The organism is Streptacidiphilus carbonis, from assembly GCF_000787775.1.
Taxonomy (GTDB): Bacteria; Actinomycetota; Actinomycetes; order Streptomycetales; family Streptomycetaceae; genus Streptacidiphilus; species Streptacidiphilus carbonis.
In genome coordinates, this window is the sequence record NZ_BBPM01000010.1 from 75,599 (window position 1) to 90,341 (window position 14,743).

The 14,743-nt window shown below is 70.8% G+C and carries 15 protein-coding genes and 1 pseudogene; 6 read left to right on the top strand and 10 right to left on the bottom strand.

Translation table 11 applies throughout. The features are described 5' to 3' along the window. Positions 1-57: 57 nt before the first annotated feature. Positions 58-1,113: a hydroxyacid dehydrogenase gene (locus tag TR46_RS10265; RefSeq protein WP_084718225.1), complete on the top strand. Its 1,056-nt coding sequence runs from the start codon at positions 58-60 to the stop codon at positions 1,111-1,113. A 220-nt stretch (positions 1,114-1,333) separates the two neighbouring features. On the opposite strand, the gene TR46_RS10270 is transcribed toward TR46_RS10265, so the two are convergent. Continuing rightward, positions 1,334-2,203 (bottom strand): UbiA family prenyltransferase, encoded by an 870-nt coding sequence (locus TR46_RS10270; RefSeq protein WP_042397514.1) that lies wholly within the window; start codon positions 2,201-2,203, stop codon positions 1,334-1,336. A gap of 86 nt (positions 2,204-2,289) precedes the next feature. Here TR46_RS10270 and TR46_RS10275 point away from each other — a divergent pair, with 86 nt between their 5' ends. From TR46_RS10275 to TR46_RS10285, 3 genes are read left to right on the top strand one after another with little or no spacing between them, the layout of a single operon-like run. Beyond that, positions 2,290-3,354 carry a type III polyketide synthase gene (locus TR46_RS10275; RefSeq protein WP_042397262.1) on the top strand — a complete coding sequence of 355 codons (1,065 nt, stop codon included), beginning with the start codon at positions 2,290-2,292 and terminating at the stop codon, positions 3,352-3,354. Between the two features lie 7 nt (positions 3,355-3,361). Further along, complete coding sequence (locus TR46_RS10280) at positions 3,362-3,913, top strand: isoprenylcysteine carboxyl methyltransferase family protein (RefSeq protein WP_042397265.1); 552 nt, start codon at positions 3,362-3,364, stop codon at positions 3,911-3,913. After that, positions 3,910-4,923 (top strand): NAD(P)/FAD-dependent oxidoreductase, encoded by a 1,014-nt coding sequence (locus TR46_RS10285; RefSeq protein ID WP_042397268.1) that lies wholly within the window; start codon positions 3,910-3,912, stop codon positions 4,921-4,923. Before TR46_RS10280 ends, TR46_RS10285 begins: the two co-directional genes overlap by 4 nt. A gap of 342 nt (positions 4,924-5,265) precedes the next feature. Here the strand turns inward: TR46_RS10285 and TR46_RS40885 are convergent, their stop codons facing one another. From TR46_RS40885 to TR46_RS10310, 6 genes are all read right to left on the bottom strand, one after another. Continuing rightward, complete coding sequence (locus tag TR46_RS40885; protein ID WP_152626397.1) at positions 5,266-5,535, bottom strand: hypothetical protein; 270 nt, start codon at positions 5,533-5,535, stop codon at positions 5,266-5,268. Beyond that, positions 5,421-5,786 carry a LacI family DNA-binding transcriptional regulator gene (locus TR46_RS43625; RefSeq protein WP_084718229.1) on the bottom strand — a complete coding sequence of 122 codons (366 nt, stop codon included), beginning with the start codon at positions 5,784-5,786 and terminating at the stop codon, positions 5,421-5,423. The genes TR46_RS40885 and TR46_RS43625 overlap by 115 nt, the downstream gene beginning before the upstream one ends. A 30-nt stretch (positions 5,787-5,816) precedes the next feature. Next, positions 5,817-6,485: a response regulator gene (locus TR46_RS10295; RefSeq protein WP_042397275.1), complete on the bottom strand. Its 669-nt coding sequence runs from the start codon at positions 6,483-6,485 to the stop codon at positions 5,817-5,819. Further along, positions 6,482-7,696, bottom strand: coding sequence for a sensor histidine kinase (locus tag TR46_RS10300; RefSeq protein WP_042397277.1), 1,215 nt, complete (start codon positions 7,694-7,696; stop codon positions 6,482-6,484). The genes TR46_RS10295 and TR46_RS10300 overlap by 4 nt, the downstream gene beginning before the upstream one ends. 90 nt (positions 7,697-7,786) lie before the next feature. Next, on the bottom strand, positions 7,787-9,991 hold the full coding sequence (locus tag TR46_RS10305) for an MMPL family transporter (protein ID WP_042397279.1): 2,205 nt from the start codon (positions 9,989-9,991) through the stop codon (positions 7,787-7,789). Between the two features lie 669 nt (positions 9,992-10,660). Beyond that, a complete protein-coding gene (locus TR46_RS10310; RefSeq protein WP_042397283.1) occupies positions 10,661-11,146 on the bottom strand; it encodes an SRPBCC family protein in 486 nt (161 codons plus the stop codon). 109 nt (positions 11,147-11,255) lie between these two features. Between TR46_RS10310 and TR46_RS10315 the strand changes: the two genes are divergently transcribed. Beyond that, positions 11,256-11,987, top strand: coding sequence for a TetR/AcrR family transcriptional regulator (locus TR46_RS10315; protein ID WP_042397286.1), 732 nt, complete (start codon positions 11,256-11,258; stop codon positions 11,985-11,987). Positions 11,988-12,003: 16 nt separating this feature from the next. Here the strand turns inward: TR46_RS10315 and TR46_RS10320 are convergent, their stop codons facing one another. From TR46_RS10320 to TR46_RS10330, 3 genes and pseudogenes are all read right to left on the bottom strand, one after another. Further along, positions 12,004-12,213, bottom strand: coding sequence for a hypothetical protein (locus TR46_RS10320; protein ID WP_042397289.1), 210 nt, complete (start codon positions 12,211-12,213; stop codon positions 12,004-12,006). A 145-nt stretch (positions 12,214-12,358) separates the two neighbouring features. Then, positions 12,359-12,735: pseudogene (locus TR46_RS39280) on the bottom strand (alcohol dehydrogenase catalytic domain-containing protein); the annotation flags it as partial. Positions 12,736-13,295: 560 nt separating this feature from the next. Further along, the gene (locus TR46_RS10330) at positions 13,296-13,679 is read right to left on the bottom strand and encodes a MerR family transcriptional regulator (RefSeq protein ID WP_042397295.1); all 384 of its coding nucleotides are present in this window, start codon (positions 13,677-13,679) and stop codon (positions 13,296-13,298) included. Between the two features lie 63 nt (positions 13,680-13,742). Here TR46_RS10330 and TR46_RS10335 point away from each other — a divergent pair, with 63 nt between their 5' ends. After that, positions 13,743-14,531 (top strand): SDR family NAD(P)-dependent oxidoreductase, encoded by a 789-nt coding sequence (locus TR46_RS10335; RefSeq protein WP_042397297.1) that lies wholly within the window; start codon positions 13,743-13,745, stop codon positions 14,529-14,531. Positions 14,532-14,743: the final 212 nt, after the last annotated feature.

A 14,743-nucleotide genomic window follows, 5' to 3' on the forward strand; every position in this document is an offset into this window, starting at 1 on the left:
GCCCTAGGTATGGAACTAGTTTCATGCATCGCTGACACCCAGCAGCGATGAGGAGCGATGACCCGAACCCCGCAGACACCCACATCCCGAGGCGTCGACCCCGGGGCGCCCGCCGAGACGCCCCCGGCCCGTACCGTGACCTTCGCCCTCGCGATGCGCCCGGCCTCGCTGGCGCCCCGGCTCTTCGGCCCGGAACTGCAGGAGCTGACCGGACACCGCACCCGCCAACTCGGGGCCGTACTGGCCGAGTTCGGCTCGCCCTCCGCCCGCCTCGCCCTGGCCGGGGCCGACGTGCTGATCACCGGCTGGGGCGCACCTGCCCTCACCGAGCAGGACCTGGCCGCCGCCCCCCGGCTGCGCTACCTGCTGCACACCGGCGGCTCGGCCGCGCAGCTGCTGCCACCCGGTGCCCGGCTGCGCGGCATCCAGGCAGCGAACGCGGGACTGGCCAACGCCGTCCCGGTCGCCGAGTACACCATCGCCATGATCGTGCTCGCCAACAAGGCCGCCTTCCGGTCCCGCAACCTCTACCGGCTGCGCCGTACCCGGATCGACCGGGAGGAGGAGTACCCGCTCACCGGCAATTTCGGTCGCACCGTCGGCGTCGTCGGCGCCTCCAGGATCGGCCGCGCCGTCATCGAGCGCCTCGCCGCCTTCGACCTCGACGTCGCCCTGTACGACCCCTATCTGACGCCGGAACAGGCCGCCGCGCTGGGCGCCCGACTGCTGCCGCTGGACGAGCTGATGCGGGTCAGCGACGTGATCACGCTGCACCCGCCGCTCAACGGCGAGACCACCGGCATGATCGGCCGCGCCCAGCTGGCCCGGATCCGTGACGGCGCGATGCTCATCAACACCTCGCGTGGCGCGGTGGTCGACCAGGACGCGCTGGTGGACGAGCTGCGCAGCGGCCGGTTCGACGCCGTCATCGATGTCACCCACCCCGAGGTCCTCGACCCGGACCATGTGCTGTACGACCTGCCGAACGTCTTCCTCACCCCGCACATCGCCGGTTCGATGGGCCTTGAGCTGCGCCGGATGGGCCATCAGATCGGCGCCGAGCTGGCCCGCATCGTGCGCGGCGAACCGCTGGCCCACTCCGAGGAACTCTGACCCGGGAGCGTTGCTCCGATGTCTCAGGTACGGTCCTTCGGGCCTGGACGGACCGGCGCACCACGACATGAGTCCCGACCATCGTTCGGTGCGCCTCGGCCATCCGCCGCTGCTCGGCGCCGCTCTCGCTGCCCTGGAACTGCCGACCGGGACGGACGGCGACCTCGCCGCTGCCGCGGAGCGGCTGCGCGGACACCTGACGCCCGCCCTGCCGGGCGCGTCAGGCGAGGCTGCCGCCGCGCAGCAGGAGCAGGGCAACGTCGACGGTGGCCAGGCCGAGGGTGGCCAGGAAGGGGAGGCGGCTGCGGGGGTCGGTCCCAAGCCGGACGGCAGTGGCCAGGGCCAGGGCCCCGGTGACGGCGAGTCCGGTCCATCCGGCGGCATTGGGCGTGCCGGGCGGTCCGAGGACGAGCACGACGGAGGCCGCCAGCAGAGTGAGAGCCGCCGCTGAGCGGGAACGTCGTCGGCCGAGCCGCTGAGGGAGGCCGAGGATGCCCGCGGCGAGGTCGGACTCGATGTCGGGCAGGACGTTGGTGAAGTGGGCGCCCACGCCGAGCAGGGCGCCGGCGGCGGTGAGCCAGGACGGCGGCCAGGGGTGGCCCGGCAGGCCGAGGGTGACGAAGGCGGGGAGCAGGCCGAAGGCCAGCGCATAGGGCAGCCACGAGAGCGGCGTGGCCTTGACGCCGAGGTTGTAGGCCCAGGCGGCGGCGACCCCGATCAGATGGGCCGTTCCGGCGAGGACCCCGTTGGCCAGGGACAGTGGGACGCACACCAGGAGGGCGGATCCGGCCGCGGCCGACACGACGGCCGGCGGCACCGCGCCCGTCACCAGGGGCTTGTCGCGACGCTCCGCGGCCAGGTCGCGTCGCATGTCGACGCGGTCGTTGCTCCAGCCGACCGACAGCTGCCCGGTGAGTACGGACAGGGCCACCAGCAGGCACCCGGGCGCGTCGCGCCCGGAGGCCGCGGCCAGCGCGGTGATCAGGCCGGTCACGGCCGTCGCCGGCGCGGGATGGGCGGCCAGCAGCAGCCCGAGTGCGATGGCGGCCGGTGACCGGTCCCGTCGTCCCGGGGTTTCGTTGCCGAGCATGCTGAGCACGTCACGATGGTACGTCCTGAAAATGCCGTAAGTAACCTATTCGTGATGATTAGTCAGTTTTCCCCTATCATGCCGTCATGACGCGAATCATCGCCGTTCATGGGGTGCTCCCCCAGCACCGCTACGACCAAGGCGCCATCACCGAGGCCCTCGCCGAGATGTGCCTGCTCCCCGGTGGCGACCGCGGCGTACTGGAACGCCTGCACGCGACTTCCACCGTCCGGGGCCGGCATCTGGCACTGCCACTGGAGCGGTACGCCTCCCTGAACGGCTTCGGCGCGGCCAACGACGCGTTCATCGAGGCCGCCCTCGACCTCGGGGAGCAGGCCGTGCGCGGCGCGCTCGAACAGGCGGCGCTGCGGCCCGAGGACATCGACCTGGTCGTCTCGACGTCGGTCACCGGCATCGCCGCACCCTCCATCGAGGCCCGCCTGGCCGGACGCCTGGGGCTGCGGCCGGACGTGAAACGGATCCCCAGCTTCGGACTCGGCTGCGTCGGCGGCGCCGCGGGGATCGCCCGGCTGCACGACTACCTCGAAGGCCGTCCCGACCAGCTCGCGCTGCTGCTGTCCGTCGAACTCTGCTCGCTGACCCTGCAGCGGTCCGACGCCTCCGCCCAGAACCTGGTCGCCGGCGCGCTGTTCGGGGACGGCGCCGCTGCCGTGCTGGCGGCCGGCCGCGACCGGCTCCCCGCGGCTCCGCGCTCGGCGCCGACCGTGGTCGCCACCCGGAGCCACCTCTATCCCGGCACCGAGCGGATGCTGGGCTGGGACGTCTGCGACAGCGGCTTCCGGATCGTGCTGGGCGCCGACCTGCCGGACCTGGTCCGCACCCACCTAGGCGAGGAGGTGCGCACGTTCCTCGCCGACCACGAGCTGAAGACCGAGGACGTCACGGCCTGGGTCTGCCACCCCGGCGGCCCCAGAGTCCTGGACGCCGTACGCGAGACGCTGGCGCTCCCCGCCCGCGCGCTGGAACTGACGTGGCGTTCGCTGGCCGAGGTCGGCAACCTGTCCTCGGCCTCCGTCCTGCACGTGCTGCGCGACACGCTCGCGCTGTGCCCGCCCCCACCCGGAACACCGGGCCTGCTGCTGGCGATAGGGCCAGGATTCAGCACCGAACTCGTCCTCCTGCGCTGGTAGCCGCCCCATGCACGCCCTGAACGTCTACACCGCCCTGGTGCTCCTGACCGCCCTCGAACGCCTCGCCGAACTCCTCACCGCCCGCCGCCACGCCGCCTGGAGCGCCCGCCACGGCGGAGTGGAGCACGGACGCGGCCACTACCCGGTCATGGTCGCCCTGCACACCGCACTGCTCGCCGGTTGCCTGCTGGAGACCGGTCTCGGCCACCGCCCCTTCCTGCCGGCGCTGGGCCTGCCCATGCTGGCCCTGGCCCTCGCCGCCCAGGCCCTGCGCTGGTGGTGCATCACCACCCTTGGACCGCGCTGGAACACCCGGGTCATCGTGATCCCCGGACTGCCCCTGGTCACCGGCGGACCCTACCGCCTTCTGCGGCACCCCAACTACCTCGCCGTGGTCGTCGAGGGAGCGGCACTCCCTCTGGTGCACTCCAACTGGATCACCGCCACCGCCTTCACCCTCCTCAACCTGCCGCTGCTGGCAACCCGCCTGCGCTGCGAGAACGCGGCCCTCTCCGGCACGGCCCCACATCTCGCCGCACCCGCCCCGACCGCACCGTGATCGACCTACTGGTCGTCGGCGGTGGCCCCGCCGGACTCGCCACGGCCATCCACGCCGCCCGGGCCGGGCTCGACGTCGTGGTCGCCGAACCGCGCCCCGCCCCGATCGACAAGGCCTGCGGCGAAGGGCTCATGCCCGGTGCCGTACACGCCCTGGCCGATCTGGGCGTCACGATCGCCGGGCACCCCGTCCAGGGCATCCGCTACCTCGACCGGCGCAGCAGCGCCGAGGCACTGTTCCAGGGCGGCCCGGGCCGGGGCGTGCGGCGCACCGAGCTGCACGCCGCGCTGGCGCGCCGCGCCCGGGAACTCGGGGTGGCGGTACTCCCGGTGCGGGTGGGCGTCGTCCGGCAGGAGCGCGCCGCAGTGTCCGCAGCCGGGATCACCGCCCGCTACCTGGCCGCCGCCGACGGCCTGCACTCGCCGATCAGGCGCCAACTCTCCCTGGACCGGCGCGACCCGAGGCCGCCCAGGTACGGGCTGCGCTGCCACTACGCAGTCGAGCCCTGGACCGACTGCGTCGAGGTGCACTGGTCGCCCCGGGCCGAGGCCTACGTCACCCCGCTGTCTCCTGGACTGGTCGGCGTGGCGGTCCTGACCGCTGAGCGCGGCCCCTTCGAGGCCCACCTCGCGCAGTTCCCGGCCCTGGTACGCCGACTGCCCCGGACCGCCGCCACCGCGGTCCGGGGGGCCGGACCCCTGCGTCAGCTCGTCCACCGCCGTGCAGCCGGACGGGTGCTGCTGGTCGGCGACGCGGCCGGCTACACCGACGCGCTTACCGGGGAGGGGGTGTCCTTGGCGCTGGCCTCCGCCGCCGAACTGGTGCGCTGCGTCCGCGCCGACCGCCCGGAGGCGTACGAACAGGCATGGCTCCGCGTCTCACGGCGCCATCGCCTGCTCACCGAGACCCTGCTGTGGGTACGCCGCCAACCACGACTCGCACCGGGAATCGTCCCTGCGGCAGCCCGCCTCCCCGGCGTGTTCACCGCCCTGGTCAACCAGCTCGGCTGACTGCCGCCACCCGGCGGCCGCATGATGCCGGTCAGGGATTGAGGTAGGGGTCCTCCGCCATGCGTGCGTAGGACGCGAGCGACGACGGCGAGGAGTTGATCTGCCAATGCCGTTCCTTGTCGATGTCGAACCAGACGAATGCCTTGATCAGCGGGAAAGTGCTTCTCAGGGTGGGGACGAGAGGGCTGCCACAAACTCGCGGACGTAGTCCACGGGCCGGCAGCACGAACGAGGCGCACCAAGTCCCGTGCGTGCGCAGTGCCGCCAGGAACAGCCACGCGCCTGCCCCGGCGTCCGAACCTTCCCACCCGTGCGGTTGCCGGGGCGTTCAGCTGAGGTAGTTCACCCACCCTGGTACGGACGGTCGTAGCTGGCGATCGACTCAAGAACCAGGGCGGTGAACGCCACCCACTCGTCCTCGGGGGCCCACGCCTCCCCATCGTTGGCCTGGGCGTAGAACGGACTGGGTGCCCAGGCCAACAGAATGCGATCCTCCGTCACCTCATGGATCCAGCCGAGGAACTCCCTGCCGTCAACGAGGGCGAAGCCCACTTTGTCAGCGCGTTCAAAGCAGCCGGAGAAGTAGTCGTAGAGCGACTGGTCTTCGAACATTTGACCAGCGTAGCGGTACTGATCCGGGAACCGCTGCGCGCAGCCCACCGGCGTCCTGGGCGCCGACCAGAAGCCCGAACACTTCCAGCAACACGCCCGCCGACTGGGCTACCAACTCGCCCTGGACCGGTGTCCTGCGCCGGAGAGGCGTGCACCCGCGCCGCCGTCTCCGCCCCCACCCGGCCCGGACGCGAGAACACCCGGGACACCGTCGACGGCGAGTCCCCGGCGGCTTGGGCGACGTCGTAGATCGTCGGTGGCCTGTCCGTACCCGCCGTCGTTCAGCCGCCCACCTTGACCAGGCCGGTCTCATAGGCCATCACGACCAGCTGGGCCCGGTCCCGGGCGCCGAGCTTCAGCATCGCCCGGTTGGCATGGGTCTTGGCGGTGACCGGGGTGACGAAGAGGCGTTCGGCGATCTCCTCGTTGGACAGCCCCAGCCCGACCAGTCCCATCACCTCGCGCTCACGGGGCGTCAGCACGTCCAGCCGGCCAGGGTCGGCGCCCTGGCCGACGCTGGGCTGGGCCAGGAAGCGGGAGATCAGCCCCCTGGTCGCCGCCGGCGAGAGCAGCGCCTCGCCCGCGGCCACCACCCGGATGGCGTCCAGCAGTTGAGCCGGTTCGATGCCCTTGCCCAGGAAGCCGCTGGCTCCCGCCCGGAGCGCCTCCACCACGAACTCGTCCACCTCGAACGTGGTCAGCACCAGCACCCTGACCCCGGCCAGGTCCTCGTCCGCGCCGATCATCCGGGTGGCGGCGATCCCGTCGACCTCGGGCATCCGGATGTCCATCAGCACCACGTCCGCGCGTCGGCTGCGGGCCAGTTCGACGGCCTCGCGGCCGTTGGACGCCTCGCCGACCACCTCCATGTCCGCCTCGGCGTTGATGAGCAGTTTGAAGGTGCCGCGCAGCAGCGCCTGGTCGTCCGCGAGCAGGACACGAATGGTCATCGGAGTTCTTTCGGGCCGGGAAGCACAGGAGGCACGGGAAGGTCGGGCAGAACGGGCAGCAGGGGAAGTTCGGCGCGGACCAGGAATCCGCCGTCCGGGTCGGGTCCGGCGGTCAGCGTGCCGCCGACGGTCGCGGCGCGCTCGCGCATCCCGATCAGACCATGCCCGGTACCCGGGGCGTCCACCCGCGCTGCCGGCCCCTCGTTGGCGACGGTAACGGACAGCGCGTCGGCGCCGAAGCCGAGGGTCAGCTCGACGGTACGGCCCGGGGCGTGCTTGCGGGCGTTGGTCAGTGCCTCCTGGACGATCCGATAGACCGTCAGATCAACTGCGGGCGCCGGTCGTCGGTGGACACCCTGCTGGTGCAGCCGGACCGGGAGCCCGGCCTTCCGGAACGAGGTGACCAGTCGGTCCAGGTCGTCCAGGCCCGGCAGCGGTTCGCGCGAGTCGGGCTGATCGTCGTTCTGCCGCAGCAGTCCGACGGTGGCGCGCAGTTCGTCCAACGCGGTGCGGCTGGTCTCCTTGATGTGGGCCAGCGCCTCGTAGGCCGCCTCGGGGTCGGTGCGCAGCAGGTGGTGCGCGACTCCGGCCTGGGCGTTGACCAGGGTGATGTGGTGGGCCACCACGTCGTGCAGCTCGCGGGCGATGCGGACCCGCTCGTCGGCGACCCGTCGCCGGGCCTCCTCCTCGCGGCTGCGCTCGGCCCGCGCCGCGCGCTCCTCCACCGCGGCCAGGTGCATCCGGCGACGGCGGATGCCGATGCCGACGGCGGCCGCCGCGACCAGCAGGTCCAGGAGGACCAGACTGGCCAGGCGGGTCTGCGTCGCCGGGGTGGTGACCGCGGCCACCACGGTGACGGCCAGGGCGGCGAGGCCGCCGGTGATCCAGGCGGTGCGCCGGGGCGTCCTGGCGGCCATCGAGTACACCGCGACCATCGTCGCGGCGGGCACCAGCGGGCTCCCGTGGTCGAGGGCGAGGTGCAGGATGTCCAGGGCGGCGGTCGCCGCCGCCACCGGGACCGGCCAGCGGCTGCGGAAGAGCAGCGGCGCGCAGGCGAGCGCGGTGAGCAGCACCCCACCGGCCTCCGGGGTGTGCCAGTTCCCGCCCGTCACCGCGGAGACCACCAGCGCGACCACGACCACGAGCAGCCCCGGGGCGATGTCCCCGAGCCGCACATGGTGTGCGAACCACGCCCGCACCGCGTTCACCATCTCTTCCACTCCCTCACCGTACGTGGCACGGACCGGGTGGTGAGGTCGGCGGACCTCTCCACCCGGTGCGCGTCGGGGTCGGCACCGCGTTCAGCTGCGGACGCCCGCGGTCTCCTGCCCCGGGACGGCGACCAGGGCGGCCCGGTCTGGGTCCTCGTCCACCGGGCCCTCCACCGAGAGGTTCGGCAGGGCGCGGTCCAGCCACCGCGGCAGCCACCAGTTGGCATTGCCGAACAGGTGCATGAGCGCCGGGACCAGCACCATCCGTGCCACGAAGGCGTCGAACAGCACCGCCACCGCCAAGCCCAGGCCGAACTCGGCGATCACCCGCGAGCCGCCCAGCGCGAAGGGCGTGAAGACGGAGAACATGATGCAGGCGGCTACCGCGATCACCTGGCCGGTCTCCTGCTGACCGATCCGCACCGCGCGGTGGTTGTCACCCGAGTGGGCCCACTCCTCCCGCATCCGGCTGACCAGGAACACCTGGTAGTCCATCGACAGGCCGAACATGATGCCGACCACCAGGATCGGCACGAACGCCTCGATCGGCCCGGCCGCGCCGGCCCCCAGCAGACTCACCCCGAAGCCGTACTGGAACACCGTGGTGACCACGCCGAAGGCGACCCCGATGGTCAGCACATTCATCACCGCGCCCAGCGCCGGGACCAGCAGGCTCCGGAAGGCGACGGTCAACAGTACGAAGCCCAGCGCCACGATGATCGCCAGGAAGACCGGGATCTTGCCCAGGAGCACCGATGCGAAGTCGGCATTGGAGGCGGTCACCCCGCCGACGTAGACATGCAGGCCGGTGCCCTGCTCCGCAGGCGGGATCACGTCCTTGCGCAGGTGGTCGATCAGGTCCACGGTCTGCTGGGACTGCGGCGAGGTGGTGGGCACGACGGTCAGCACTCCCACGGTCTCGCCGGCCGTCATCGGGACCGCGGTCACGCTCGCCACGCCGGGGGTGGTCCTCAGCTCGCCGACCAGGGCGGTCAGGGCTTGCTGGTCCTGGGTGCCGGAGACCTCGGCGGCCAGCACCAGCGGGCCGTTGAAGCCGGGGCCGAAACCGTGTGCGAGCAGGTCGTAGGCCTGGCGGTTGGTGCTGCTGGTCGGCAGATTCCCGTCGTCGGCCGAGCCGAGCCGCATGGACAGGGTGGGAGCGGCGACGGCGGCCAGCACCACGATCGAGACCAGAGCCATGGACTTCGGCCTGGCCCGGACCTTGCCCGCCCAGATGCCCCAGAAGCCCACCCGCGGCGCCGCGTGCTCGGCGCCCTGCTCGGCGAGCCGCCGGCGCTGCTTGCGGCTGAGCACCCGCAGACCGAGGAAGCCCAGCAGGGCCGGCAGCAGGGTGACCGCCGCCAGCACGGTCAGCGCCACGGTGACGGCCGCGCCCAGCGCCATGCCGTTGAGCAGCGGCATCCCCAGGGTGAACATCCCAAGCAGAGCGATGATCACGGTCAGTCCGGCGAAGAGCACCGCCCGTCCGGAGGTGTTCAGCGACTTGGCGACCGACTCGCCGACGCCCATCCCGGCCATCAGGTTCTTGCGGTGCCGGTTGACGATGAACAGCGCGTAGTCGATGCCGACGCCCAGGCCGATCAGCGAGCCCAGCGAGATGGCGGTGTCGGCGATGCTTGTCACATGGCTCAGCAGCATCACGCTGATCAGGCCGGTGCCCACCCCGGCGACCGCGGTGACGATGGGCAGTGCGGCCGCCCAGGCGGAGCGGAACATCAGCAGCAGGATCACCGCGGCGATGCCGATGCCCAGAACGTCGCCGATCGGCGAAGCGGCGGGGGTGACCGCGAAGGCCGCACCGCCGAACTGCACATCAAGGCCGTCGGCGCGCGCCCCGGCGGCGATGGACTTGACGTGGCCGGTGACGGAGTCGGCCGGCTTGGTCCCGGTGAACCTCACCGTGGCGTAGGCGGTCGTGCCGTCCTTGCTGACCTCCGCCGCGCCCTGCGCGGTGTAGGGGCTGACCACGCCGGCCACGCCGGAGGAGTGGGCGATCCCGGTCAGCGCGGTGGTCATCCGCTGCTTCACCGCGGCGTCGGTCACCTTGCCCGAGCCGGTGTGCCAGACGATGGTTCCGCTCTCCCCCGCCTCGCCGGGCGACTTCAGCCGCAGCAGGGCGGTGGCCCGGCTGGACTCGGTGTGGGAAGCAGTCGTGGTGCTGCTGAAGCTGCTGCCCAGCGAGGCCACACCCACGGACAGGCCGGCGAACAACGCCACCCACAGCAGAACGACGACGAGTCGGCGCCGGTGGCACCAACGGGCGAATGCGGACATCGGGAGCCTCCGGGATACGAGGGACATGCGGGGCAGACTCCCCAACCCTCGCGATCCGCCGACCTCTCGTCGTTGTCCCTGCGCCGACACTTCCCCCTGCTGCACGCGCAGTACCCGCAGGCGGCAGTAGCCGCACCCGACGCAGGGGCGATTGAGTCCGGGGTCCTGCTCGCCGGAAGATCAAGTCCCGGCCACACTGCCCCTTTCGATACCGTGGCAGCCCTCTGGCATCCGGATATGCCCTCTGGCCTCTTCTGCACGGTCCTGGGAGCCCCCGTCCCGCTTCTGGAGTCGGCTCAGTAGGTCGCCACACACGGTTCAGCGGCTCCAGGCCACTTCTCGGCAAGAACTTCCTCATTGAGGTTGTGCGGTACCGCCCCTACGCATGACGCGCATGCGGAAGCGCAGGCTGTCAGGTGTGCCGTGGTCGTTGAAGGCGAGGAATCGGGGCCGGGCCGCGCCCCGGACCGCCCTGGCTCAGCCCAGCGCGTCCATGAGGGCGGTGACGTAGGCATCCAGCCGCTCCTCCACAGCTCGTGTCGGGTGAGACGCCTCGCCTCGGCTGCGACCACGTCCAGCGTCGCGAAGCCATGGGCGTCTCACCACTGATCGGCGCTCACCTGGTCGCCCGTTGGGGATGGCCGCACCGCAGTGCCGGGCGGCGGATGGTCAGTGGAACTGCTTGCGGCGCAGGACGCTGTCCGGGCGCAGGTTGCCCGAGTCGTCCAGCTCGTTCAGGACCGCGGTCAGGCCTTGGGTGAGCATCTTGGTGCGGACGTTACCCAGGATCTTGGCCATCACGAAACCACCGGGGCCGGTGAAGCCGGTGTGGTCGTAGGTGAAGCGGGTTCCACTCCCCAAGGCTTCGAGCCGGTAGGCGACGTCGGTGACCGCGCCGCCGCCCTCGTCCTGCCAGGAGAAGCGCAGCAGCTCGGGCTCACGCACCTCCAGGACCGTGCAGACCACGACGCCGCTCCAGCCGGGCTTGGGCTTGGCGACGAACTTGAACCTGGCGCCGACGCTCGCCTCGAAGCCCTCCGGGCGGGCGCCGGCCCCGGTCGCGGTCCACAGCGGGACCAGCTGCGGATCGGTCACCGCACGCCACACCTGCTGCGGAGCCTGGGGGTAGTCGCGGACGATGTGGATCTCACTCATGGGAGCACTCCTCTTGCGGGCTTCGAGGGAACGGAAGCGCGCCACTAATTACAGCAGCTAGAAAGTTATAGTAGCAGAAAAGATATTGTGGCTGGACTACAATGCAGCCATGAGCATGCGCACAGTGGACTGGACGACGCTGCGCCCCAAGGGCCAGGAACCTGCGGGCGAGGGCCTGCGGGAGCGGAAGAAGCGACTGATGCGCCAACAACTGTCAGACACCGCGACCGAGATGTTCCTGGAGCGGGGATTTGAGGCGGTCCGCGTCGCCGAGGTCGCCCAAGCCTGCGGAGTCTCCGAGAAGACGGTCTTCAACTACTTCCCCACCAAGGAGTCCCTGGTCCTGGACCTGGGCGAGACCACCATGGACTCCATCCGCGCCGCCCTGGCCGACCCGGGAAGGACCCCGGTCCAGGCGGCGCAGGCGATCCTGGCGAGTGAGCTGGAGGGTGTCACCGCCTGGCTCGCCGCCCAGAGCGACACCGCCGACGCCAAGGCCCTGCTGATGCGGTTCGGGATGCTCATCCGCTCGACCCCCTCGCTGCGGGCCTATCAGCGCGACACGTCCGACCGGCTGGTGGCCCTGGCCGCCGAGCTCCTGGCCGCCCGCACCGGCATGAACCCCGACGACCCCGAACCGCAGATCGCCGCAACCGCCCTACTGGGCCTGTGGCCCGTGCAGTTCCAGGCGCTGCGCCGACACCTGGGTCGCGACCTGTCCCCCGAGCGGCTGCACCAGGCCGTCACTGCCGACGTCGCCCGCGCAGCCCGCATCATCGACCGCGGCCTCAACGGCCTCAACGCGCGTGGCCCGGCCGGTGAAACCAGCCGGGCCACATGAGCCGATGAACATCTCGTCAGCCGGCGTTCTCCTGCGGGTCGGACACCTCGCTCACCACCGCGTACCGGGCAGGGGAGGTCGAGAATGTCTGGGCGCTGTATCCCTGCGGGGCATCGTCGCCGAACGGGCCCCGGGCGAACTGCGTGGCGAATGCATACCAGTCCTCGACGCTGTCCCAGCGGACGACGTTCACCAGCGGGTACTGGGCTCGCTCATGGGTCTTCATCTCGCGGGGCGGGGACAAGATTACGTACGCAGCAACTTTATACCCACAGAATTAATTGACCAACTGCAAGCCATCTCCACCCCGAAGCGCAGTCGCGCGGGCTCAAGTCGTGTCGTCGTGAGTTCGTCTCACTTCCGTGTCCTTTCCCTCGGCCGTGCAGCGCAGTTGAGACGAACGAGAGCTGACCGATGATGCGCAGCGCGGTCTCCACCACGGAGGGATTTGGAACGTCAGCCCCTCGGGCATACGGGCCCAGGCCGTCAGCACGGCGAACTCGGCATAGGTGCTCGAACCTTCGCCGAACACATGGTCACCGACCTCGACCCCTTCGACGCGCTCGCCGACCTCGTCCACCACCCCGGCGGCGTCCAGCCCGACCCCGGCGGGCAACTCGGTCGGATGCGCCCCCAGAACCTGACCTTCACGGACCCTCCAGTCGACAGGGTTCACGCCCGCCGCCCGCACGGCGATACATACCTGACCGGGGCCCGCGTGGGGCTCCACGGCGTCTATGAGGTGCAGAACGTCCGGACGATCGAGGCGGCATGGGAGGCCACCTGCCCTTCTCGCCGTGCGCGATGAACTGTTCCTCCAGGTAGGAACTGTTCCTCCAGACAGGACAGGGGCCCGTCGGGCCGGTACGAGTCGCTGAACGCTTGGTTCCGACTTCGATCTGCTCGGGTTCGTAGGCCGTCGGCTGTGGCCTTTCCCAGCGCCGGCCGAGGACAGCTCCAGGCCGAGGTAGAGGCCCCACCTCCGAGCAGCAAGAGCGCGGAGCGGAAATCCCGGTCTCGATCAACTGGGCGTCTCCACGATCAGGTTGGAGAGGACCGCTGTACGGGTCGAGACCGGGATCAGCACTGCGACTAGTGAACGATCAGACGGCAATTCGTCTCATCGAGGCGTCACTTGGGCCGGACAAAGGCCATGGTCGACGAGAAAGGGACAGGCGAAACGCGAACCTACAGGTGTCATCGGCTCCGGCGTTCAGCTGTCTCGTGGTTCGCCGGGATGACGCACCAGCGCCAGGCTTTCTGGCTTGACCGAAATGACACCAGTTGCCACAGCTGGTTGCCGTTGCCTCAAGCGGAGCAGCCGGGCCGGCCGCCAAAGCCGGCGGGGGCCGCCCTGCCCGAGAGGTACCGGTCGAGCATCTCGCGGCGCTGAGCGATCTGCTGCTCTTGGCGGGCGAGTTCGTCGCGGACCTGCCGGACGCGGGCCAGGAGTTGTGTGCACTCGCCTGTGGGCGGTGCCGGTGCGGTGCACGGAAGGATGTCCCGGATGATCTGGGAGGGCAGTCCCGCGCGGTAGAGGTCCTGGATGAAGGCGACCTGGCGTACGGCTTCCTCACCGTACTCCCGGTATCCGTTGGCGCGGCGGTCGCTGGAGAGCAGCCCTTGGTCCTCGTAGTACCGGAGCGAACGGGTGCTGGCTCCGGTGGTCCTGCTGAGTTCTCCGATGCGCACGCCGTCCCCTCCAAGAAAACAGGCTTGACATTGACGTTAATGTCAGAGTTTACCGTTCCGAGCATGCAGAGGAAAGAAGAGACGAGGCGGCGCACCGCGGTCGTGACCGGCGCCGCGACCGGCATCGGGGCCGCGATCACCGAGCGGCTGGCCGGGCAGGGCATGCACCTGGTCCTGGTCGCACGGGACGGCACACGCCTGGAGGCGGCGGCCGAGCGGCTGCGCGCCGAACACGGGGCCCAGGTGTCGACGCTCGCGCTGGACCTGTCGCACCAGGGTGCTCCCTCCCGGCTGGCCGAGTGGCTGGCAGGCACGGGAACCGAGGTCGACATGCTGGTCAACAATGCCGGCGCCGGCCTGATGGAGCCGGTCGCCGACAGCGATCCCACGCGGGTGCGGGGCCTGGTCGACCTCAATGCCGGCGCGGTGGCGGAGCTGACCGCGCTCCTGCTGCCCGCCATGGTCACGCGGGGCAGGGGCGCCATCGTCAACATCGCGAGCACCGGTGCGTACGCGCCCGCTCCGTATGTGGCCGCCTACGCGGCCTCGAAGGCGTTCGTCCTGTCCTTCACCCAGGCGGTGTGGGCCGAGACCAGGGCGACAGGAGTGCGGGTCGTGGCGGTCAGCCCCGGTCCGACCGACACTGCGATGAACACACGGCGCATGCCGGGCAAGCGCGAGCCCGCTGCCGTCGCGGACACCGTCATGTCCGCCTTGCGCAGCCGGGGCCCGGCAGTCGTCGACGGCCGTCTCAACGCTGTCCAGACCTTCGTCTTCGGCCGCCTGCTGCCCGCGTCGACGGCTGCCCGCATCGCCGAGCGATCCCTGCGCAAGGCGGCGTTCGGGCAATGAAGTGCCACGCCCGTCCGGAATCCATGACGCCCTGCCAGGAAGCAGCACAGTCACGGCAGCTGTGGTTCCTTGATCGGCAGGGTGTTACTGGTCAGGTCGTTCACATCTACAGCTGCCGTGTCTGTCGGCCAGGATCGGCCGGCACGCCGCCGGTCACTAGCCGGAATCCTCAGCGCCCCGCGTGCCGAACAAGTCCTCTCTGTGCAAACCAC

Coding starts and splice junctions, on each gene's coding strand:
- TR46_RS10280 (WP_042397265.1), top strand. CDS start 3,362: ATGCACGCCCTGAACGTCTACACCGCCCTGGTGCTCCTGACCGCCCTC.
- TR46_RS10265 (WP_084718225.1), top strand. CDS start 58: ATGACCCGAACCCCGCAGACACCCACATCCCGAGGCGTCGACCCCGGG.
- TR46_RS10320 (WP_042397289.1), bottom strand. CDS start 12,213: ATGAAGACCCATGAGCGAGCCCAGTACCCGCTGGTGAACGTCGTCCGC.
- TR46_RS10310 (WP_042397283.1), bottom strand. CDS start 11,146: ATGAGTGAGATCCACATCGTCCGCGACTACCCCCAGGCTCCGCAGCAG.
- TR46_RS10305 (WP_042397279.1), bottom strand. CDS start 9,991: ATGTCCGCATTCGCCCGTTGGTGCCACCGGCGCCGACTCGTCGTCGTT.
- TR46_RS10295 (WP_042397275.1), bottom strand. CDS start 6,485: ATGACCATTCGTGTCCTGCTCGCGGACGACCAGGCGCTGCTGCGCGGC.
- TR46_RS10335 (WP_042397297.1), top strand. CDS start 13,743: ATGCAGAGGAAAGAAGAGACGAGGCGGCGCACCGCGGTCGTGACCGGC.
- TR46_RS10315 (WP_042397286.1), top strand. CDS start 11,256: ATGAGCATGCGCACAGTGGACTGGACGACGCTGCGCCCCAAGGGCCAG.
- TR46_RS10275 (WP_042397262.1), top strand. CDS start 2,290: ATGACGCGAATCATCGCCGTTCATGGGGTGCTCCCCCAGCACCGCTAC.
- TR46_RS10270 (WP_042397514.1), bottom strand. CDS start 2,203: ATGCTCGGCAACGAAACCCCGGGACGACGGGACCGGTCACCGGCCGCC.
- TR46_RS40885 (WP_152626397.1), bottom strand. CDS start 5,535: ATGTTCGAAGACCAGTCGCTCTACGACTACTTCTCCGGCTGCTTTGAA.
- TR46_RS10300 (WP_042397277.1), bottom strand. CDS start 7,696: ATGGTGAACGCGGTGCGGGCGTGGTTCGCACACCATGTGCGGCTCGGG.